This window comes from Streptomyces sp. NPDC048644, from assembly GCF_043199105.1.
Classification (GTDB): Bacteria; Actinomycetota; Actinomycetes; order Streptomycetales; family Streptomycetaceae; genus Streptomyces.
On the sequence record NZ_JBICVO010000003.1, the window covers coordinates 230,099 to 250,313 of the forward strand.

Annotated in this window: 17 protein-coding genes and 1 tRNA gene; 4 read left to right on the top strand and 14 right to left on the bottom strand. The window is 72.3% G+C overall.

The features are described 5' to 3' along the window. Positions 1-161: 161 nt before the first annotated feature. From ACGFNI_RS08065 to ACGFNI_RS08095, 7 genes are all read right to left on the bottom strand, one after another. On the bottom strand, positions 162-965 hold the full coding sequence (locus ACGFNI_RS08065) for an ABC transporter ATP-binding protein (protein ID WP_393681704.1): 804 nt from the start codon (positions 963-965) through the stop codon (positions 162-164). Further along, positions 958-1,896: an ABC transporter permease gene (locus tag ACGFNI_RS08070; protein ID WP_393681705.1), complete on the bottom strand. Its 939-nt coding sequence runs from the start codon at positions 1,894-1,896 to the stop codon at positions 958-960. The genes ACGFNI_RS08065 and ACGFNI_RS08070 overlap by 8 nt, the downstream gene beginning before the upstream one ends. A 78-nt stretch (positions 1,897-1,974) precedes the next feature. Then, positions 1,975-2,847 (bottom strand): glycosyltransferase family 2 protein, encoded by an 873-nt coding sequence (locus ACGFNI_RS08075; protein ID WP_393682178.1) that lies wholly within the window; start codon positions 2,845-2,847, stop codon positions 1,975-1,977. A gap of 17 nt (positions 2,848-2,864) precedes the next feature. Then, on the bottom strand, positions 2,865-3,644 hold the full coding sequence (locus ACGFNI_RS08080) for a CDP-alcohol phosphatidyltransferase family protein (protein ID WP_393681707.1): 780 nt from the start codon (positions 3,642-3,644) through the stop codon (positions 2,865-2,867). Next, on the bottom strand, positions 3,622-4,683 hold the full coding sequence (locus ACGFNI_RS08085) for an iron-containing alcohol dehydrogenase family protein (RefSeq protein WP_393681708.1): 1,062 nt from the start codon (positions 4,681-4,683) through the stop codon (positions 3,622-3,624). The genes ACGFNI_RS08080 and ACGFNI_RS08085 overlap by 23 nt, the downstream gene beginning before the upstream one ends. Beyond that, on the bottom strand, positions 4,671-5,423 hold the full coding sequence (locus ACGFNI_RS08090) for a sugar phosphate nucleotidyltransferase (RefSeq protein WP_393681709.1): 753 nt from the start codon (positions 5,421-5,423) through the stop codon (positions 4,671-4,673). Before ACGFNI_RS08090 ends, ACGFNI_RS08085 begins: the two co-directional genes overlap by 13 nt. Continuing rightward, positions 5,420-7,225 (bottom strand): DUF5941 domain-containing protein, encoded by a 1,806-nt coding sequence (locus tag ACGFNI_RS08095; RefSeq protein ID WP_393682180.1) that lies wholly within the window; start codon positions 7,223-7,225, stop codon positions 5,420-5,422. The genes ACGFNI_RS08090 and ACGFNI_RS08095 overlap by 4 nt, the downstream gene beginning before the upstream one ends. A 644-nt stretch (positions 7,226-7,869) precedes the next feature. Between ACGFNI_RS08095 and idi the strand changes: the two genes are divergently transcribed. Next, positions 7,870-8,481, top strand: a complete 612-nt coding sequence (gene idi, locus ACGFNI_RS08100) for an isopentenyl-diphosphate Delta-isomerase (protein ID WP_393681711.1) — start codon at positions 7,870-7,872, stop codon at positions 8,479-8,481. Here idi and ACGFNI_RS08105 read toward each other — a convergent pair. The 4 genes from ACGFNI_RS08105 to ACGFNI_RS08120 all read right to left on the bottom strand — a co-directional run bounded on the left by ACGFNI_RS08105 (position 8,456) and on the right by ACGFNI_RS08120 (position 11,724). Then, positions 8,456-8,965 (bottom strand): ATP-binding protein, encoded by a 510-nt coding sequence (locus ACGFNI_RS08105; protein WP_393682182.1) that lies wholly within the window; start codon positions 8,963-8,965, stop codon positions 8,456-8,458. The genes idi and ACGFNI_RS08105 overlap by 26 nt on opposite strands. A gap of 99 nt (positions 8,966-9,064) precedes the next feature. Then, positions 9,065-9,790, bottom strand: a complete 726-nt coding sequence (locus ACGFNI_RS08110) for an HdeD family acid-resistance protein (protein ID WP_393681713.1) — start codon at positions 9,788-9,790, stop codon at positions 9,065-9,067. 142 nt (positions 9,791-9,932) lie between these two features. After that, a tRNA-Met gene (locus tag ACGFNI_RS08115) sits at positions 9,933-10,006 on the bottom strand. A 74-nt stretch (positions 10,007-10,080) separates the two neighbouring features. Then, a complete protein-coding gene (locus ACGFNI_RS08120; RefSeq protein WP_393681714.1) occupies positions 10,081-11,724 on the bottom strand; it encodes an ABC-F family ATP-binding cassette domain-containing protein in 1,644 nt (547 codons plus the stop codon). 55 nt (positions 11,725-11,779) lie between these two features. Here ACGFNI_RS08120 and ACGFNI_RS08125 point away from each other — a divergent pair, with 55 nt between their 5' ends. Beyond that, positions 11,780-12,550, top strand: coding sequence for an enoyl-CoA hydratase/isomerase family protein (locus ACGFNI_RS08125; RefSeq protein WP_393681716.1), 771 nt, complete (start codon positions 11,780-11,782; stop codon positions 12,548-12,550). A gap of 30 nt (positions 12,551-12,580) precedes the next feature. On the opposite strand, the gene ACGFNI_RS08130 is transcribed toward ACGFNI_RS08125, so the two are convergent. Together ACGFNI_RS08130 and ACGFNI_RS08135 are read right to left on the bottom strand one after the other, a co-directional pair. Continuing rightward, positions 12,581-13,225, bottom strand: a complete 645-nt coding sequence (locus tag ACGFNI_RS08130; protein ID WP_393681718.1) for a DJ-1/PfpI family protein — start codon at positions 13,223-13,225, stop codon at positions 12,581-12,583. A gap of 83 nt (positions 13,226-13,308) precedes the next feature. After that, a complete protein-coding gene (locus tag ACGFNI_RS08135) occupies positions 13,309-14,271 on the bottom strand; it encodes a GlxA family transcriptional regulator (RefSeq protein ID WP_393681719.1) in 963 nt (320 codons plus the stop codon). Between the two features lie 190 nt (positions 14,272-14,461). On the opposite strand from ACGFNI_RS08135, the gene ACGFNI_RS08140 reads away from it, so the two are divergent. Both ACGFNI_RS08140 and ACGFNI_RS08145 read left to right on the top strand, forming a co-directional pair. Further along, a complete protein-coding gene (locus tag ACGFNI_RS08140; RefSeq protein ID WP_393681720.1) occupies positions 14,462-15,331 on the top strand; it encodes a hypothetical protein in 870 nt (289 codons plus the stop codon). A gap of 139 nt (positions 15,332-15,470) precedes the next feature. Further along, complete coding sequence (locus ACGFNI_RS08145; RefSeq protein ID WP_393681721.1) at positions 15,471-17,939, top strand: Tex family protein; 2,469 nt, start codon at positions 15,471-15,473, stop codon at positions 17,937-17,939. Between the two features lie 29 nt (positions 17,940-17,968). Here the strand turns inward: ACGFNI_RS08145 and ACGFNI_RS08150 are convergent, their stop codons facing one another. Next, complete coding sequence (locus ACGFNI_RS08150) at positions 17,969-19,948, bottom strand: FUSC family protein (RefSeq protein ID WP_393681723.1); 1,980 nt, start codon at positions 19,946-19,948, stop codon at positions 17,969-17,971. Between the last annotated feature and the right edge of the window lie 267 nt (positions 19,949-20,215).

Sequence of the window (20,215 nt, forward strand, 5' to 3'; positions counted from 1 at the left end):
GTAGATCTCACCGGCGTCCGACCGGGTGTCGAACACCCGGACAACGATCAAGTCAACATCGAATCGGCGCCAACTGTTCCCCGCCGCGGCCGAGTTGACCAATCCTTCACGAAGCAGGCCCCCGCGAGCCGTACTCGCGGGGGCCTCGACGACGCTGCGGGCTACTTGCCCGACTCCTTCTCGTACGCCTTGATCACTTCGTCGGTCGGGCCGTCCATGAGGAGTTCGCCCTTCTCCAGCCACAGCACCCGGTCGCAGGTGTCCCTGATCGACTTGTTGTTGTGGCTGACCAGGAAGACCGTGCCGGCTTCCTTGCGCAGTTCCCGGATGCGGGCCTCGGAGCGCTTCTGGAACTTGCGGTCACCGGTGGCCAGCGCCTCGTCGATCATCAGGACGTCGTGGTCCTTGGCCGCCGCGATGGAGAACCGCAGCCTGGCCGCCATGCCGGACGAGTACGTCCGCATCGGCAGCGAGATGAAGTCACCCTTCTCGTTGATGCCCGAGAAGTCCACGATGCCCTGGTAACGCTCGCGTACCTGGTCGCGGGACATGCCCATCGCCAGGCCGCCGAGCACCACGTTCTTCTCGCCGGTCAGGTCGTTCATCAGCGCGGCGTTGACCCCCAGCAGGGAGGGCTGACCGTCGGTGTAGACCTTGCCGCGCTCGGCCGGCAGCAGCCCCGCGATGGCCCGCAGCAGGGTCGACTTGCCGGAGCCGTTCGAGCCGATCAGGCCGATCGCCTCGCCGCGGTGGGCGGTGAAGGTGACACCCTTGACCGCGTGCACCTCGCGGACGCTGCCGCCCGGCTTGCGGCGGATGATGCGGTTCAGTGCGGCGGTCGCGCTGCCCTTGCCGCTGCTGCCTCCGTAGACGCGGTAGACGATGTGCAGATCGTCGGCGATCACGGTGGGGGTGGCCGTGACGGCCGGCGCCTGCGCGCCGTTGTCGTTCTGCTGCTCAGCCACGGCCGTAACGCTCCTCAGCCTTCCAGAAATACACAAAGCCCAGGACTCCGGCGACCACGGCCCAGCCGAGCGCGAGCGCCCAGACGTGCGGCGGCAGGTCGGCCCTGTCGAAGCCGTGGTTGATCAGCGAGAACCGCATCAGGTCGATGTAGACCGACGCCGGGTTGGACGCCAAGGTGTCGATCAGCCACTCCGGGGCGTTCTTGCCCCGCAGCTGCTCGGTCAGGTTGTACATGACACCGGACGCGTACATCCAGGTGCGCATGATGAACGGCAGCAGCTGGGCCAGGTCCGGGGTCTTGGCGCCGGCCCGCGCCATGAACAGCGCCAGGCCGGTGTTGAAGACGTACTGGAGGGCCAGCGTCGGGAAGATCAGCAGCCAGGACCAGGACGGGTAGTGGCCGAACCCGATCAGGATCAGGAACAACACGATCATCGAGAAGAGCAGCTGCTGGAGCTGCTGCAACGCGAACGAGATCGGCAGCGAGGCGCGCGGGAAGTGCAGCGCGCGCACCAGGCCGAGGTTCCCGGCGATCGCCCGGACACCGGCCATCGCCGAGCTCTGGGTGAAGGTGAAGACGAACACACCGGTCACCAGGAACGGAATGTAGACGTCGTTCTTCATCGATCCCCGGCCGCCCATGAGCATGCCGAAGATGAAGAAGTACACCAGCGCGTTGAGGAGTGGCGTCGCCACCTGCCAGACCTGGCCCAGCTTCGCCTGGCTGTACTGGGCGGTCAGCTTGGCGCTGGAGAAGGCGGCGATGAAATGCCGCCGGTCCCACAGCTGCTGGACATATTCGAACAGGCCCGGCCGTGCTCCACTCTGCGACAGCCCGTACTTATGGGCCAGCTGGGCCGGGGTGAGCCCGTCGTCGGGAGATGGCGGGGCACTCATGGCGACCGCACTGTCGTGCGTGGTCTCGCTCACAGTTGACACTTTCGTCCTCAAGGTGCGCTGCCGGGGCCACGCCCCGGATCGCGCCTGATGCTCTCAGATATGAGCTTGTCAGATGACGGGAGGGCGGCCCAGCCGGGTCAGGCGCCAAACGGTACGCCACTTCATGGGGCGCCTGGGACCGCACGGGGTCGTCCAGCCCTCCTTGAAGCCGCCCAGCCAGACGCGCAGCGCAGGCCATGAAGGACGCCGGGCGAGGGTGAGCAGAAACCAGACACCGAGATAGACCGGAACCAGCAGGACGGGCAGATTGCGCCGGGCCAGCCAGACGCGGTTGCGGGCGACCATGCGGTGGTAGACCGCGTGCCTGCTGGGCGCCATGGTCGGGTGCAGCAGCAGCATGTCCGACCGGTAGTCGATCAGCCAGCCCGCGTTCAGGGCGCGCCAGGCCAGGTCGGTCTCCTCGTGCGCGTAGAAGAAGTCGTCGGGCAGCCCGCCGACCTCGTCGAACACCTTCGTGCGGGCGGCATTGGCGCCGCCCAGGAAGGTGGTGACACGGGAGGACCGCATCGGGTCCGACGCGCGCAGCCGCGGTACGTGCCGGCGCTGGGTCTCGCCGGTGTCCGGGTCGGCGATCCGGAAGCTGATGATGCCGAGCCTGTCGTCCTTGGCGAACGCCTCGCGGCACAGCTCGGCGGTGTCGGTCCTCGCCAGCAGCCCGTCGTCGTCCAGGAAGAGCAGGATGTCGACGTCGGTGCCGCCGGGCCCGAACGCCTCGATGCCGACGTTGCGGCCCGCCGGGATGCCGACGTTCTCCGGCAGCTCGACCGTCCGTACGCCATCGGGCAATTCGGGCAGCGGCGAACCGTTGCCGACGACCACGACCTCGACGGGGTCGCCGTCCTGCTTGGCGACCGAGTCCAGCAGCGCGCGCAGTTCCTCGGGGCGGTTGCCCATGGTGAGGACCACCGCGCCGACCGTCATCTTCTGAGGGGAGTTCGTCACTTGAGCCTGCTGGAAGCGAGGATGGACACGAGGTGGAGCACGGTCTGGAGGAGCGCGATGCCGGCCAGCACGGCGACACCGAGGCGGGAGAAGAACAGATCGCCCCGGGCCGTGTCCACGATCGCCAGGACCAGGATCAGCAGCGACGCCTCGACGCCGAGGACGAGCCGGTGGAACTTCAGCGCCGCGGCGGCCTTGCGGGCCAGGGCCATACCGGAGGAGCGCGGCTCGGACGCCGTCTCCTTGACCGGCGCCATGCCCTGCTGGTGACGGGCGACGCCGACGAGGTCGGTCTCCGCCTTGATCAGGATCGCGCCGAGAGCGGCGAGGGTGCCGAGGAAGGCCCACAGCCAGTCGATCCGCCCCGGGCCCCACAGGTCGGCGGCGCGCAGGCCGAAGCCGACCAGGACCGCGGCGTCGCACAGGTAGGCGGCGACGCGGTCCAGGTACACCCCGGACATCGAGTACTGCTTCTTCCAGCGGGCGATCTCGCCGTCGACGCAGTCGAACAGCAGATAGAGCTGGACCATCACCACACCGAGCACGGCGCCCCAGATCCCCGGCACCAGAAGGGCGGGGGCGGCGAGGGCGCCGGCGACGGTCATCACGTAGGTCAGCTGGTTGGGCGTGACCTTCGTGGTCACCAGGTGCCGGTCGATGCGCAGCGAGACCTCGCGCATGTAGAGCCGGCCGGCCCAGTGCTCGCCGCTCCGCCGGTCCTTCACGCCCGGAGGGTGAACGACCGGCCGGAGTTCAGCTACTGATGGTTTTGGCATAGTCGGCGTATGCGTCCCTGATCTCGTCGGTGGACAGGTCCAGGTGCTCCAGGATGGTGTAGCGCCCGGGACGGGTCTTCGGTGCGAACTCGACGACCTGGACGAACTCCTCGTCCGTGAAGCCGATCTCCCCCGGCGTGACCGGCAGGCCGTGCCGCCGGAGCACCTCGACCATCAGCGCCGACGTCTCCTTGTCCCCGCGCAGGTACGTGGCGAACGCGGCACCGAGGCCGCACTGCTCGCCGTGGCTCGCGGCCCGCTTGGGGAAGAGGATGTCGAAGCCGTGGTTGATCTCGTGGCAGGCGCCGGAGGCCGGGCGGCTGTCGCCCGCGACGGACATCGAGATGCCGGTGAGGACCAGGCCCTCGGCCAGCACCTGGAGGAAGTTGTCGTCGCCGACGCCGCCGGGGTGGCGCAGTACGGCCTCGCCCGCCTGGCGCGCCATGGCGGCGGCGAGGCCGTCTATCGCCTCGCCGTTCTCGCGGTGCGCCAGCTCCCAGTCCGCGACCGCGGAGATGTTGGAGATGGCGTCGCCGATGCCGGAGCGGACGAAGCGGACCGGTGCCTCGCGGATGATGTCGAGGTCGATCACCACGGCGATCGGGTTCGGCACTCCGTAGGAGCCGCGGCCCGCGTCGTTGTCGAGGGTCGCGACCGGCGAGCACAGGCCGTCGTGCGAGAGGTTCGTCGCGACGGCGACGAGCGGCAGCCCGATGCGCGCCGCGGCGTACTTCGCGCAGTCGATGATCTTGCCGCCGCCGAGGCCCACGACCGCGTCGTAGTGCCCCTTCTTCATGGCGTCGCCGAGCTTGATCGCGTCGTCGAGGGTGCCGCCGCCGACCTCGTACCAGTCGGCGCCGGGCAGCGCGGGGGACAGCCGCTCACGCAGCCGCGCCCCCGAGCCACCGCTGATCGCGATGGCGAGCTTGCCGGACGCGGAGATGCGCTGATCGGCCAGCAGACCCGCCAGGTCGTCCAGGGCGCCGGCGTTGATGTCGACGACGACCGGGGACGGGATGAGGCGGGTCAGTACTGGCATGCGATCTCACGGCCCTTCGCGAGGTCGTCGTGGTTGTCGATCTCGACCCACTTGACGTCGCCGATGGGCGCCACGTCGACGGTGAAGCCGCGGTTGACCAGCTCCTGGTAGCCGTCCTCGTAGTAGAGGTCGGGGTCGCGCTCGAAGGTGGTCTTGAGCGCGTCGGCCAGCTCGGCCGCGGCCTCGCCCTCGATGAGGGTGACGCCGATGTACTCGCCGGTGGCCTCCGCCGGGTCCATCAGCTTGGTGATCTTGCGGACGCCCTTGTCGCCGTCGACGACGACCTTCATCTCCTCGTCGGCGAGCTGCTTGACGGTGTCGAGCGCGAGGATGATCTTCTGGCCCTTGCCGCGGGCGGCGAGCAGGGTCTTCTCGACGGAGACCGGGTGCACGGTGTCGCCGTTGGCGAGGATCACGGTGTGCTGGATCGCGTCACGGCCGCACCACAGGGAGTAGGCGTTGTTCCACTCCTCGGCCTTGTCGTTGTCGATCAGAGTGAGCTTGAGGCCGTACTTCTGCTCCAGGGCCTCCTTGCGCTCGTACACGGCTTCCTTGCGGTAGCCGACGATGATGGCGACCTCGGTCAGGCCGATCTCGGCGAAGTTGCCGAGGGTCAGGTCCAGGATGGTCGTGGCCTCCCCGTCCTGTTCAGGGCCCACCGGCACCAGAGCCTTGGGCAGGGTGTCGGTGTAGGGACGCAGACGCCGTCCGGCGCCGGCTGCCAGCACGAGGCCGATCATGCGGGTTCTCCTTCATCGTGTACGGCGGGTGCTCCGGAGGACACCCAGAAGCCGATGCTCTCGACGAGCACCAGCAGGGCCACCGCGACGGCGAGCGCCGTGAGCGCGATGGTGAAACCTGAGGGGGACAGCAGGGCGGCGAGGACGGTGACCACGAGGATCCGTCCCTCACTGCCGCCGGCCGCACGGACCAGCCACCGCGGCGGCGCTCCGCTGCCGCCGCGGATGCGGTAGACCGCGTCGTAGTGATGGTAGGCGACCGCCGCGACCAGCCCGAACGCCGCGGGCAGCGCACCCGGCACGTCCGCGCGGGCGGCCAGAACCAGGATCGTGGTGTATTCGGCGACGCGGAAGAACGGCGGCACCAGCCAGTCCAGGACGCCCTTGAGGGGGCGGGCGACGGCCACGCCGGACAGCACCGCGGCGCAGGCGGCGACGCCCACGGTCAGCCAGGAGGCCGGGTCGTCCTCGAAGAGCACCCAGACCAGCAGGACGGCGGCGGAGAGGAAGGCCATGGCCGGCGCGAGGAAGGAGCCGGCCCGGCCGCGGCCACGCATGGTGCCGGCGATCAGCTCGGCGAGCGGTCCCGAGTCGGCGAGGTCGGCGAGCGCCTGCGCCGCGCGGTCGGTGCGCCTGGCCCTGCGGGTCAGCGAGCGCAGCACCCGTCCCGCCGTGGTGTAGCAGGCGGCCAGCGCGCAGCCGATGAGCAGGGCGTAGAAGACGATGCGCGGGGTGGTCAGGGCGGTCAGCACGGCGATCATGGCCCAGCGTTCGCCGATGGGCAGCACGATCATGCGGCGGGCCCAGACCGTCCAGCCGACGCTGTCGAGCTTGTCGGAGAGCGCGGCGGTGGGGCTGGTGTTGGCGCTCGCGTCGTGGTTCGCCTCGTTGAAGGAGAAGTCGACGATGTGGCGGCAGGTCTGGAGCACCATCGCGCCGAGCGCCAGCGCCCAGACGTCGTCGCCGCCGCGGGCCGCGCCCAGCGCCAGGCCCGCGTAGTAGGCGTACTCCTTGGCGCGGTCGAAGGTGGCGTCGAGCCAGGCGCCCATCGTCGAGTACTGGAGCGAGTAGCGGGCGAGCTGCCCGTCGGTGCAGTCCAGGACGAAGGAGAAGAGCAGCAGGACGCCGGCCGCGATGAAGCCGCCGCGGCTGCCGGTGGCCGCGCAGCCCGCGGCGATCAGCGCGGTGAGCAGCGAGGCGGTGGTGACCTGGTTGGGGGTCAGCCCGCGGCGCGCGCACCAGCGGGCGAGGTAGCGGGAGTACGGGCTGATGCAGTACGTCGTGAAGAAGCCGTCGCGGGACTTGACCGCGGTGCGCAGCCGTACCGCCTCGCCGTCGACGGCGGCGACCGCTTCGCCGGCGTCCTCGCGCTGGGCGGGGGTGAGCGGTACGGCGGCGACCAGGCTGCCCAGCTCGATCCGCTGGAGGCCGATGTCCGCGCGCTCCAGCGCGTCGGTCAGGGTGCCGGTGAGGACGTCGGTGAGGTGTGCGGTGCCCGCGCCGACCGGGATCTTGGTGGCGGCGTGGTTCAGTGCGGCGCGTGCCTCGGGCTGCGCGGTGAGCGCGCCCGGCACGGCGGCTGCCGGGAACCGGGGGTCGGTGAGCGCCAGCCGGAGGGTGTGCCGGTGTCCGACGAAGCGGGGGTCGACGACGGCGACCCGCTCCTGTGCGGGCACCGCGGCGATCAGCTCGGCGGCGGAACGCGGATCATCGGCGGTGCGGACGTCGAAGCCCAGCGCGCGCAGGTCGCCTTCGAGCGGCGACCCGGCGACCGGCGGACCGGTGAGGATGGCGGTCGACAGACGAACTCACTCCTTGGATGCTGACAAGGCAGCGCCGGTCGGTCCGCATTCGAAACGAACTACCCGGGCAGCGGGCGTGGCACACCTGGCCTCCGGCGGGCCGGGTGGCACGTCGGCAGAGGCTATCGGATCGCGGGATGCGGCCGTTCACCGCGCATTCACCGCACGATCGAGTGACCGACGGCTGCGCCTGCCGCGATCATCATGGTGGATCGGGTGGCGCATGAACAACTGCCGTCCCCGCCGGGGCCGCGAACCGGTGCCGGTTATGAGCGGGCTGGTCACGGGTGGGGCGGGTTGGTCCGTGGCGGTTGTGGTGAGGACCATGCCAGGTCAGGCGACCCGGCGGTGCCCCGGCTTCCGTAGCGGTGCGGCCCGCGGCCGGTGTGCCCCGGTGGGCGTGGGCCGCGATGCGGGCTGTGGACCTTCTCACGGGGCAGGGGCTCGGGGCGGGCCCGCTCCGGGACGGTGGCGCGTACGCCGCCGAGGCGGTCCGCCTCCCGGTGTTCATCCGGCGTCCGGCGCCGTTTCACGGCCCCCAGGGGCCACTTCCGCGCCGCCGCGCACCACTGGACCTCAGTTGGCCCATGTTGCCCACGCGCCTAGGGCAGACTTGGCCCCGAAGACCGACGACAAGGATGGGCATGCCGATCACACCTGCCAACGGACAGACCGCCGGGACCTCGGCGGTGAACGCACCGGACGGCGCCGCCGAACCGATCATGCTGGAACTGGTCGACGAGGACGGCACGACGATCGGCACCGCGGAGAAGCTCGCCGCCCATCAACCCCCAGGACAGCTGCACCGCGCCTTTTCGGTCTTCCTCTTCGACGAGATGGGCCGGCTGCTGCTGCAGCGCCGCGCGCTGGAGAAGTACCACTCCCCCGGTGTGTGGTCCAACACCTGCTGCGGCCACCCGTACCCCGGCGAGACGCCGTTCGCCGCCGCCGCGCGCAGGGTCGCCGAGGAGCTGGGGCTCGCCCCGTCGCTGCTCGCCGAGGCCGGCACGGTGCGCTACAACCACCCGGACCCGGCGTCCGGCCTGGTGGAGCAGGAGTACAACCACCTCTTCGTGGGGCTGGTGCGTAACGATCCCGCGCCGAACCCCGACGAGGTCGGCGAGATCGCGTTCGTGACGCCCGACGAGCTGGCCAAGCGGCATGCGGACGTGCCGTTCTCGGCGTGGTTCATGACCGTGCTGGACGCCGCGCGTCCCGCGGTGCGGGAGCTCACGGGACCGTCGGCCGGCTGGTAGGCAGCGGCGGTCCTGCCGGGAGGGGGAACAGCGGCAGTTCGGCCCAGATGGCCTTGCCGCCGTCCGCGGTGTGCTCGACGTCGCACTTGCCGCCCGCTTCCGTGGTGATCACCTTGACCAGCCACAGGCCCCGGCCGCCGACGTCGCCTTCGTCCGCCTCCAGGGCCTTGGGCCGGTAGGGGTGGCTGTCCTCGACGGCGACGCGCAGCCAGTCGGCCCCGATGGTGACCTGTACGGCGATCTCGGGCGAGAGCAGGGCGGCGTGCTGGACGGCGTTGGTGACGAGTTCGGAGACGATCAGCAGCAGGCCGTCCAGGACGGCGGGGGCGACGGGCACCTGCTGCTCGTCGAGCAGGTCCCTGACCGCGTGGCGCGCCAGGGGCACCGATGCCACCTCTGGCGGGGTGGTGAACCGCCAGCGGCCTTCGTACACGAGCGGAGCGGTCAGCTCCTCGGGGGGTTCTGCGGGTGATCCGGAAGGCATCCTCACATGTCGAGTGTTGAGAATGCATCGGTCCGGATCGGCCTGCTGAACAGAAGTCAGCACGTATCGGCGCCTGTTGTCCGGTTGAGCCCGGCCTGATCACTCTTGGGACCGATTATGTCCCTTTTGTTTCTTTCTCAGGGGGCGCCAGGGCGCGGTCGGGGACTGTTCCGAGCCATTCGCCACACCTTCCCGCGCCCAGCTCGGTCCGTGCTGCTCACCGGCCTCCGGGTCCTCATCGATCATGCCGATGATCCGGCGCCCGACGAACCCCATCGCGAACAGCCCGAGACCGTCGAAGAGCAGCGCGAGCGCGAAGAAGCAGCCCAGCACGTACCGGCTGCTGTGCGGCCAGTCGCTGAGCACCAGAACGCCCAGCAGGATGCCGAACGCGCCCTGCACCAGCGTCCAGCCGAACTGCGGCCCGCGCACCACCACCCCGCCGACCAGCCGGAAGACGCCGCCGGTCAGGAAGAGCAGGGCGGCGAACATGGTCAGCGCGGCGGCCGTGACCCCCGGCCTGAGGATCACCACGACACCGGCCGCGATGTTCAGCGCCGCCACGATCACCGCGAGCCAGAAGAAGTTCGAGCCGCGTGCCTGGATCGCGTGCAGCAGGCCGACCACCCCGCCGATCAGCAGCAGCCAGCCGAACAGCAGCATCGAGGTCAGCGTGGCCACCCCCACGTAGACCAGGCCCACCACACCGGCGATGACGAGGATGACGCCGAGCGCCATGAGTCGTCCGAAGCCGCGGCCGAGCCGCCGGGTCTGCCGGTCGCGGGTCCGGCCCGACGCCCGCTCGCGGGAGGATCTGCCGATCATTGCCGTCTCCTCAGTCCGCTACTTTTGTCCCGGTATACCGCGAATCAGCGGGCGGGGCAGGACGAGGGGGACGGGCGGGGCCCGGGGAACGCAGACGGCAGCAGGCCCGGTGCCTGAGCACCGGGCCTGCTGCCGTAAGGAGTAGCGGGGACAGGATTTGAACCTGCGACCTCTGGGTTATGAGCCCAGCGAGCTACCGAGCTGCTCCACCCCGCGTCGGTTCGCCCCACACTACGGGCCATCCGCCACAGGGCCAAATCGGTGACCCGGCACCCGTCACGCGGCGGCGCTCACACCGGCCGGTCGGTGATCCGCCCGTCCGCGACCTCGATCCTGCGGGTGGTGTGCACCGCGTCCAGCATCCGCCGGTCGTGCGTGACCAGCAGCAGCGTGCCCGGGTAGGACGCCAGCGCGGACTCCAACTGCTCGATGGCCGGCAGGTCGAGGTGGTTGGTCGGCTCGTCCAGGACGAGGAGGTTGACGCCGCGCCCCTGGAGGAGTGCCAGTGCGGCACGGGTCCGCTCCCCCGGCGAAAGGGTGCGCGCGGGACGCAGTACGTGCGCCGCCTTCAGCCCGAATTTCGCCAGCAGGGTCCGCACGTCGGCCGGGGCCATGTCGGGTACGGACTCCCGGAAGGCGTCCATCAGCGGGGCGTCGCCGAGGAACAGCCCGCGCGCCTGGTCGACCTCGCCGACCACCACGCCGGGGCCGAGCGACGCCTGCCCCGCGTCGAGCGGGAGCCTGCCGAGCAGCGCGGCGAGCAGCGTCGACTTGCCCGAGCCGTTGGGCCCGGTGATGGCGACCCGGTCCGACCAGTCGATCTGAAGGTCCACCGGGCCGAAGCGGAAGCCGCCGCGCTGCGCCTCGGCGCCGCGCAGGGTGGCCACCACCGCGCCGGCCCGCGGCGCCGCGGCGATCTCCATCCGCAGCTCCCACTCCTTGCGCGGCTCCTCGACGACGTCGAGGCGCTCGATCAGACGCTGGGTCTGCTTGGCCTTCGCCGCCTGCTTCTCGGTCGACTCGACGCGGCCCTTGCGGGCGATCTTGTCGTTGTCCGTCGCCTTGCGGCGGGCGTTCTTGACGCCCTTCTCCATCCAGTTGCGCTGGGTGTGCGCGCGGGTCTCCAGGGCCGCCTTGGTCTCGGCGTACTCCTCGTACTCCTCACGGGCGTGCCGCCTGGCGCGCTCGCGCTCCTCCAGGTAGGAGGCGTAGCCGCCGCCGAAGGTGTTGACCTGCTGCTGGGCGAGGTCCAGCTCGACGACGCGGGTGACCGTGCGGGTCAGGAACTCGCGGTCGTGGCTGACCAGCACCGTGCCGGCGCGCAGGCCACCGACGAAGGACTCCAGGCGGCGCAGCCCGTCCAGGTCGAGGTCGTTGGTCGGCTCGTCCAGGAGGAAGACGTCGTAGCGGGAGAGGAGGAGTGAGGCCAGTGAGGCGCGAGCGGCCTGGCCTCCGGAGAGTGCGGTCATCGGCTGGTCGAGGCCGACGGCCAGGCCCAGTTGGGCCGCGGTCTCCTCGGCCCGCTCGTCGAGGTCGGCGGCGCCCAGCGCGAGCCAGCGCTCCAGCGCGGTGGCGTACGCGTCGTCGGCGCCCGGCCGTTCGTCGACCAGTGCCTGGGTGGCGGCGTCCAGGGCGCTCTGGGCCTCGGCGACGCCGGTGCGCCGGGCGAGGAAGGCGCGGACGGACTCGCCGGGGCGGCGGTCGGGTTCCTGCGGGAGGTGGCCGACGGTGGCGGTGGGCGGGCTCAGCGCGAGCTTGCCGTCCTCCGGGGCGTCCAGTCCTGCGAGCAGCCGCAGCAGGGTGGACTTGCCCGCTCCGTTGGCGCCGACCAGGCCGATCACGTCGCCGGGGGCGACGACCAGGTCAAGGCCGGAGAACAGGACGCGCTCGCCGTGGCCGGCGGCGAGGTCTTTGGCGACGAGGGTTGCTGACATCAGACCAGCGATCGTAGCTGCCCGGCCAGCGGGCGGTCGCTCTAATATCCGGGGCATGGAACCGGGCCTGAAGACGCATGTCAGCGACGGCACAGCGACCGTCACCCTCAGCAATCCCGCCAAGCGCAATGCGATGACGGGGCAGATGTGGCGGGAGCTGCCGCCGCTGCTGGAGCGGTTGGCGGACGATCACGCCGTGCGGTCGCTGGTGCTGACCGGCGAGGGCGGGACGTTCTGCGCGGGGGCGGACATCGGGGCGCTGCGGGAGACGGCCGGGGAGTCGCAGGGGCTCGCGGTGGCGGCCGAGGAGGCGCTGGCCGCCTTTCCCAAGCCGACGCTGGCGGCGGTACGCGGCTACTGCGTGGGCGGCGGCTGCCAGTTGGCAGCCGCCTGTGACCTGCGGTTCGCGGAGGAGGGCGCGCTGTTCGGGGTGACTCCGGCGAAGCTGGCGATCGCCTATCCGGCGTCCGCCACCCGGCGGCTGGTCCGACTGGTGGGAGGTTCGGCCGCCAAGTACCTGCTCTTCTCTGCCGAGTTGATCGACTGCGCGCGGGCACTGCGTACCGGCCTGGTGGACGAAGTGCTGCCCGAGGGTGAACTCGGCAAGCGGGTCGCGGAGTTCACCGCCGTACTGGCCGGGCGGTCGCTGCTGACGCAGACCGCGGCGAAGGAGCTGGTGGACGGCGCCTGGGACGTGCCCGCCGGGGAGGCCGACGAGCGCGGCGCCCACTGGGCGGCGGTGGCGCACGCGAGCGGCGACACCGCCGAGGGCGCCACCGCCTTCCTGGAGCGCAGGGCGCCGCGCTTCACCTGGCCGGCGGGCTGACCCCGAGGCGTACGGCGGACCACCGCGCGGCTATTCATCGCCGCGGCCGGGGAACCGGCTGCGTTCCCTGAGCTGCGCGGTGATCCCGGCGGGGGCCTTCTGCGGGGAGCCCGCGTCGTACGGCGGCTGCGGGTCGTACTCGATGAGGAGCTGGACGGTCTGCGCCACGGCGTCACCGGCGATGCGGCCCACCAGGCTCAGCCCCATGTCGATGCCGGACGAGACACCGGCGGCCGTGACGTACTTGCCGTCGAACACCACCCGTTCACCGGTCGGCTCGGCGCCGTACGCGGGCAGCTGGTCCAGGGCCAGCCAGTGGGAGGTCGCCCGGCGGCCCTTGAGGAGTCCGGCGGCGGCGAGGATCAGCGAGCCGGTGCACACCGACGTGGTCCAGGTGGTACCTGCGTCCACCGCCCGGATCCACTCGCGCACCGGCCCGTCCTCCATCAGACCGCTCTGCCCCGGGCCGCCGGGCACGACGAGGATGTCGGGCGCGGTGACCTCGGACAGGGTGGCGTCGGCGACGAGGCCGAGCGCGCCGCTCTCGTTGCGGTACGTGCCGGTGCGCTCGCCGGTGAAGACCAGCTCGGCACCCGGCATCTTGCTGAGCGTCTCGTACGGGCCCACGGCGTCGAGCGCGGTGAAGCCGTTGAAGAGCAGGATGGCGATCTGCATGGCGGGTCCTGTCGGTGGTGGTGACGGATGCCGCGCGCGTCATGGTGACGGCGGGCTGCGGGAGAACACGGGGCGGGCGCCGGTCAGAGGGCGGGTCCTGCGGTCCGGAAGCGGCGGCGGTACTCGGCGGGCGCGGCGCCCAGGACGCGGACGAAGGCGCGGCGCATCGCCTCGGGTGTGCCGTAGCCGCAGTGCCTGGAGACCTCCTCGATGCCGTCGACGGTGTCCTCCAGGCGGCGGCGCGCGGCCTCCAGGCGCACCCGGTCCACGTAGCGGCCCGGCGTCATACCGACCTCCAGGCGGAACGCGCGGGCGAAGTGCCGCGGGGAGAGGCCGGCCCGGCAGGCGAGCGTGTCAACGGACAGGTCGGCGGACGGGTTGTCGATGATCCACTGCTGGACGTCGCGGAGCGGTCGCCGGCCCGCCGTCTGCACCGCGAGCTGGGTGCTGAACTGGGTCTGGTTGCCGGGCCTCCGGAGGAAGACGACGAGCCGGCGGGCGATCCACAGCGCGAGATCCCGGCCCAGGTCCTCCTCCACCAGCGCGAGCGTCAGGTCGATGCCGGCCGTCACCCCCGCTGACGTGACCACGTCGCCGTCCCGCAGGTAGATCGGCTCGGGCGCGACCTCGATGGCGGGGTACTGCGCGGCGAAGCTCTCGCACAGCGCCCAGTGGGTCGTCACCCGGCGGCCGTCCAGCAGTCCCGCCTCGGCGAGCAGCAGCGCGCCGCCGCACACCGAGACCTTCCGCTGCGCGTGCGGGGCGTGCCGCCGCAGCCAGTCGGTCAGCCGCGGGTCGATCGTGCGGCTGCCCTCGCCGCCGGGGACCAGGAGGGTGTGCGGCACGGGGGCGTCGGCCAGTGCGAGGTCCGGGGTGAGCCGCAGTCCGCTGGAGGTGGTGACGGGCCCGCCGTCGAGGCTCGCGGTGCGGATCCGGTACGCGTCGGGCACCCCCCGGTTGGCGCCGCTGAAGACCTCCACCGGGCCGCTGACATCAAGGCTCTGGACATCGTCGTAGAGGACGACCAGCACGTCACGCGTCTCCATGGCCCCATCCTCGCCAGTGGCGGGGACGGCGGCAATGACGAATTTCCCACCTTTCCTGCCATCGACGCGTCCCGGCAGGCGTGTCCGCGTCCGGTGGCGGGCCTGGATCCCGTCCGGTGGCGGGCGTGGTGTCCTTCCGGTGGCGGGCCTGGCCTCCCGGCCATACCGACGGGTCGGTAACCTGCTCGGCATGACCTCTGCGACCCCGCTGCCGCCGCGCGCCGGACGGCACTGCCACAACGTGATCAACCCGTTCCACTCGACGCACTACTTCTCGCCCGACCTGCACGACGAACTGGCGAAGATCGGCATCGAGAGCCGCAGCGCAGGCTACTTCGCGGTGCGCGGCGCGGCCATGGGCCCGGTCGGCCCCGGAACCATCACCGCGACCTTCTACAACTTCAGCCACCGCCTGGTCTCCCGGCACGTCCCCGCCGTCTGGTCGGTGGCCTCCCCCGAGACCGTGCTGGCGGCCCGGCTGCGCGCGGCCGACACCACCCTGCGCCGGCTGCTCGGCGACGCGGCGCTGGAGTCGCCCGAGATGGCCGAGGCGGCGGAGCTGGCGCTGCGGGCCGCGGAGGCGGGCAGCCGGCCCGCCAGGCCGCTGTTCGCCTCGCACGCCGACCTGCCGGTTCCGGACGCCCCGCACCTCGCCTACTGGCACGCCGCGTCCCTGCTGCGCGAACACCGCGGCGACGGCCACCTGATGGCGCTGCTCGACGCCGAACTGGACGGCCTGGAGGCGCTGGTCACCCACAACGCCAGCGGTCGCGGCATGAGCCACCTCGGGATCATGAAGACCCGCGGCTGGTCGCAGGAGGAGTGGACGGACGCGCAGGAGCGGCTGCGCGACCGCGGACTGCTGGACGCCGAAGGCGAGTTGACCGACGCAGGACAGCAGCTGCGCAAGGACCTGGAGGACACCACGGACCGGCTGGACCGGGCGCCGTACGAGCACCTCGGCGCCGAGGGCGTGGCCCGGCTCACCGAGCTCGCGGGCGGCTTCACCACCGCCGCCATGGAAGCGGGGGCGTTCCCGGCGGAGATGTTCGGCAAGTAGCCGCGGATGCGCGTCGGCCGCGGGGTGTGCGTGCGCCTTCTCACACCCCGGCGCCGCTGGCCGGGCGGCGCGACAGTGCGACCTGCGACCCTGCACAATGCAGGCTCAAGCAAGCGCTGGAAGGCGGGGCAGGATCAACGTGACGGCATCCACCGAGCCCATCGGGGCCCTCGGGACCATCGAAGCGAGGATCGCCGGGGAGCTCGGCGTCAAGGAGCGGCAGGTGAAGGCCGCGGTCGAACTGCTCGACGGCGGTTCGACCGTGCCGTTCATCGCGCGCTACCGCAAGGAAGCCACCGAGATGCTCGACGACGCGCAGCTGCGCGCGTTGGAGGAACGGCTGCGCTACCTGCGGGAGCTGGAGGAGCGGCGGACCGCGATCCTGGAGTCCGTACGGTCGCAGGACAAGCTGGACGCGGCGCTCGAAGCGCAGATCCGGGGCGCCGATTCCAAGGCGCGGCTGGAGGACATCTACCTCCCGTACAAGCCCAAGCGCCGCACCAAGGCGCAGATCGCCCGGGAGGCGGGCCTCACTCCGCTGGCCGACGGGCTGCTGGGCGACCCGTCGGTGGAACCGGCCGCAGCCGCCGCCGCGTTCGTCGACGGGGACAAGGGGGTCGCCGACCCGGCCGCCGCCCTGGAGGGCGCGCGGGCGATCCTGACCGAGCGGTTCGGCGAGGACGCGGACCTGATCGGTGAGCTGCGCGAGCGGATGTGGTCGCGCGGGCGGATCGCGGCGAAGGTGCGCGAGGGCAAGGGCGACAGCAAGGAGGGTCCTGGCGCGAAGTTCGCCGACTACTTCGACTTCGCCGAGCCGTTCACCGCACTGCCGTCCCACCGGGTGCTCGCGATGTTCCGCGGCGAGAAGGAGGAGATCCTCGACCTCGCGCTGGAGCCTGACGACCCGTCGGCGGTGACGGAGGGGCCGAGCGCCTACGAGCAGGCCATCGCGCACCGCTTCGGCATCCGCAACCAGGGCCGCCCGGCCGACAAGTGGCTCCAGGACACGGTCCGTTGGGCCTGGCGCACCCGGGTCCAGGTGCACCTCGGGATCGATCTGCGGCTGCGGCTGCGGCAGGCGGCCGAGGACGAGGCGGTACGGGTCTTCGCGTCGAACCTGCGCGATCTGCTGCTGGCGGCGCCGGCCGGCACGCGCGCCACGATGGGCCTTGACCCCGGCTTCCGTACGGGCGTGAAGGTCGCCGTCGTCGACGCGACCGGCAAGGTGGCGGCGACCGAGACGATCTATCCGCATGTGCCGCAGCAGAAGTGGGACGCCGCGCTGGCGACCCTGGCGCGGCTGGCGAAGGAACACGACGTCGAGCTGATCGCGATCGGCAACGGCACCGCATCCCGCGAGACCGACAAGCTGGCGGCCGATCTGATCGCCGCGCAGCCGGAGCTGAAGCTGACGAAGGTGCTGGTGTCCGAGGCCGGCGCCTCGGTGTACTCCGCGTCCGCCTTCGCCTCCCAGGAACTGCCGGAGCTTGACGTGTCGCTGCGCGGCGCGGTCTCCATCGCCCGGCGGCTCCAGGACCCGCTGGCCGAGCTGGTCAAGATCGACCCGAAGTCGATCGGGGTCGGGCAGTACCAGCACGACCTGTCCGAGGTGAAGCTGTCGCGTTCGCTGGACGCGGTGGTCGAGGACTGTGTGAACGGTGTCGGCGTGGACGTCAACACCGCGTCGGCGCCGCTGCTTTCGCGGGTGTCGGGCATCGGCTCGGGCCTGGCCGAGAACATCGTCGCGCACCGCGACAACAACGGCCCGTTCCGCTCCCGCAAGGCGCTCAAGGACGTCGCGCGGCTCGGCCCCAAGGCGTACGAGCAGTGCGCGGGCTTCCTGCGGATCAGGGACGGCGATGACCCGCTGGACGCGTCGAGCGTGCACCCGGAGGCGTACCCGGTCGTGCGCCGGATGGTCACCGCTGCGGGCAGCGGCGTCGGCTCGCTGATCGGCAACGCCACGGCGCTGCGCGCGCTGCGGCCCGCCGACTTCGTGGACGACGCCTTCGGGCTGCCGACGGTCACCGACATCCTCCAGGAACTGGAGAAGCCGGGCCGCGACCCGCGTCCGGTGTTCAAGACCGCGACCTTCAAGGAGGGCGTGGAGAAGATCGGCGATCTCCAGCCGGGGATGCTTCTGGAGGGCGTGGTGACCAACGTCGCCGCCTTTGGGGCGTTCGTGGACGTGGGGGTCCACCAGGACGGCCTGGTGCATGTCTCGGCGATGTCGAAGACCTTCGTCAAGGAACCGCGCGAGATCGTCAAGCCCGGTGACATCGTGCGGGTCAAGGTGCTCGACGTCGACATCCCGCGCAAGCGGATCTCGCTGACGCTGCGGCTCGACGACGAGCCGGGCAAGGGCGGCGCGGCAAGCGGCGAGCGGCGCGGTGGCGCGGCCGGCGGCGAGCGGCGCGGCGGCGCGGGCGGCGGGCAGCGGTCCGGCGGCGGACGCGGTGGCGCGCAGCGGCCGTCCGGTGGCGGGCAGCAGCGCGGCGGCGAGCGCAGGGGCGGCGGCCGGGAGGCCGCGCCGGCCAACGACGCGATGGCCGACGCGCTGCGGCGGGCCGGACTCCTGGGCGGCAAGGACGCCAAGCGCCGCACCTGAGCGGAGGCGGGGGCGGCCGTCCGGTCAGGTCAGGCCGCTCCCGCATAGCCGCGCATGCGCTCCAGTTCGGCGGCCACGTCGGTGAGGGTCGCGCAGTCGGGCACGGGTGCCACCGCCTGCTCGTGCACACCGGGCGTCCGGCGGCCGGCCCCGCCCAGGGCGTCCGCCATCGCCGACAGTGCCGCGCACAGCCGCTCGGCCTCCACCGCGCTCGGCCGGCGCGCGCCGTGGTCGAGACGTACGGCGCAGGCGGTCGCCGCGTCCACGATGCGTTCGGCAGCGGTGACGACGGTCAGCCAGTCGGGGTTGCGGTCGCGGGCGGCGAGGAGTTCGGCGGCGGCGGTCTCCGCGGCCGTCCTCGCCTCGCCGAGCGCCCGGTACGCGGCCCGGCGCAGCGCCAGCCGCTCGGCGGTGTCCTGTCCCGGCTCGGCCGCAAGGACGTGCCGCAGGAACCGCTCGGTGGCGCGCAGCGCGGACGTGACCCGCTGGCCGACCCGGCGGCGCGGGTCCGCGAGGCGCGGCAGGTGGCCGACGACCAGCACGATGCCGCAGGCGATGGCGGTGTCGGCGATCCGCTCGGCGGACGCCTGCGGATCGCCGCTGACCCAGACGAACGCCAGCACCATGAAGGTGATCGCGGAGGTCTGGAGGGCGAAGTGCCGGGTGGCGAACGGCAGCAGCGCGCCGCCGATCCCGGCAGCCACCGGCGGCCACCACGGTCCTGGCAGCGCCAGGGCCGCCAGCGCGAACACCACGACTCCCGCCAGGGTGCCGGCGAAGCGGTTGACGGTGCGCGAGAACAGCGGGCCGAGGTCCGGCTTGACCAGGAAGGTGGCGGTCGCCGGGAGCCAGTACCAGTGGTTGGCGTGCAGCAGCAGGGCCACCGCGGTGCTCGCGCCGATGCAGACGGCGACCCGCAGACCGTAGTCCCGTGCGGCGGGGCCGAGGAGGTTGCGGCCACGGCGGGTGCGCCGGCCGATGAAGCCGCGGGCCCGGCGGGCCAGGGTGCGCCACGAGGCGCGGGGCCGCGGGCGGGCGGCGGGTGCGGCAGGCTCCGTACGCGCGAAGACGACGGCGGCGTCCAGCAGCGCGCGGTCGAAGGCGCCGCGGCCGGCCGAGCTGGTTTCCGGGGCGGAGATACGGCCCGGCGGGCGGCCGGTGCGCAGCGCATCGGCGAACTGCCGGGGGCTCTCGGCGACCCGGGCGGGCAGCGGCCGTGCCTCCCACAGGAGCGCGACGCTCGCCTCGCACAGGGTGGTGGCGGCGGCGAACCGCTCGGCCAGCAGGAGTTCGTCGCGGCGGGGCGCGCGGCGCAGCAGCCGGTCGGTGAGCCTGCGCAGCCGCAACGCCTCGTCGGCGCGGTCGAGTGCCGCGGTCAGCCGGCGTCTGGCCGGTTCGGCGCCGGGCCCGCCGGCCGCTCCCAGGGCGACGGCCAGCGCGTCGAAGACGGTGGCGACGGCGGCCCGCTCGCCGCCCAGCGCGCCGCCCGCAGGCCGGGGGCTGCGCAGCACCACGCGGAGCAGCAGCAGCCACAGGCACCCGGCGAGCAGGTAGAGACTCTTCATCCAGGGCGCGCCTGGCAGCGGCATGCCGGCCCCGAGGACGGTGGCGGCCAGCATCTGCATCCCGGCGGTGGACCGGACAGGACCTGCCACGCTGCCCGCGCCGGAGACGAAGCCGACGGCGAACAGGGCGGGCACCAGCCACCAGCCGGCGCCTGCCGTCTGGAGGGCGGCGCCCATCAGCATGCCGAGGGCGGAGGCGAGCGCGGGCAGGCCGATGTGCACGATGCCGGTCCTGCGGGTGCCGGGCCGGTCGTTGACGCCGGCCAGCATCGAGCCGAGCCCGGCCAGCACGCCGGGCGCGGGATGACCGGTGGCGACCCCCGCACCCAGCAGCGGCCCCGCGCAGAGCGCCCCGCGGGCCACGGCGGGCCACGGGACGGGCAGCCGCTGCCAGCGGAACGGGTGGGCGAGCCAGGCGGGCACGGCGCGCGGGGCGCGGGGCATGGGCCTCCTCAGACGACGGCGGACGGACGGGCGGAACACGATCCGAGGGGCGTCATCGGCCGACGGTGCTGCCTACCAGCCTAAGGTCCGGGTTTGTCCTGGCCACTGCCGGTCGGCTACCTCAAGATCACGAACGGGTTGCGGGCGCCGCCCACCCGGGCCGTCACGGGGACGGCGGACGCCGCGCGCCGGGCGCCGCCCGCTCCCCCGCCCCCTGTCGTCCCGGCCCTCCCTCGCCCGCCGCGGCGCCAGCGGTTAGCGTCCGGA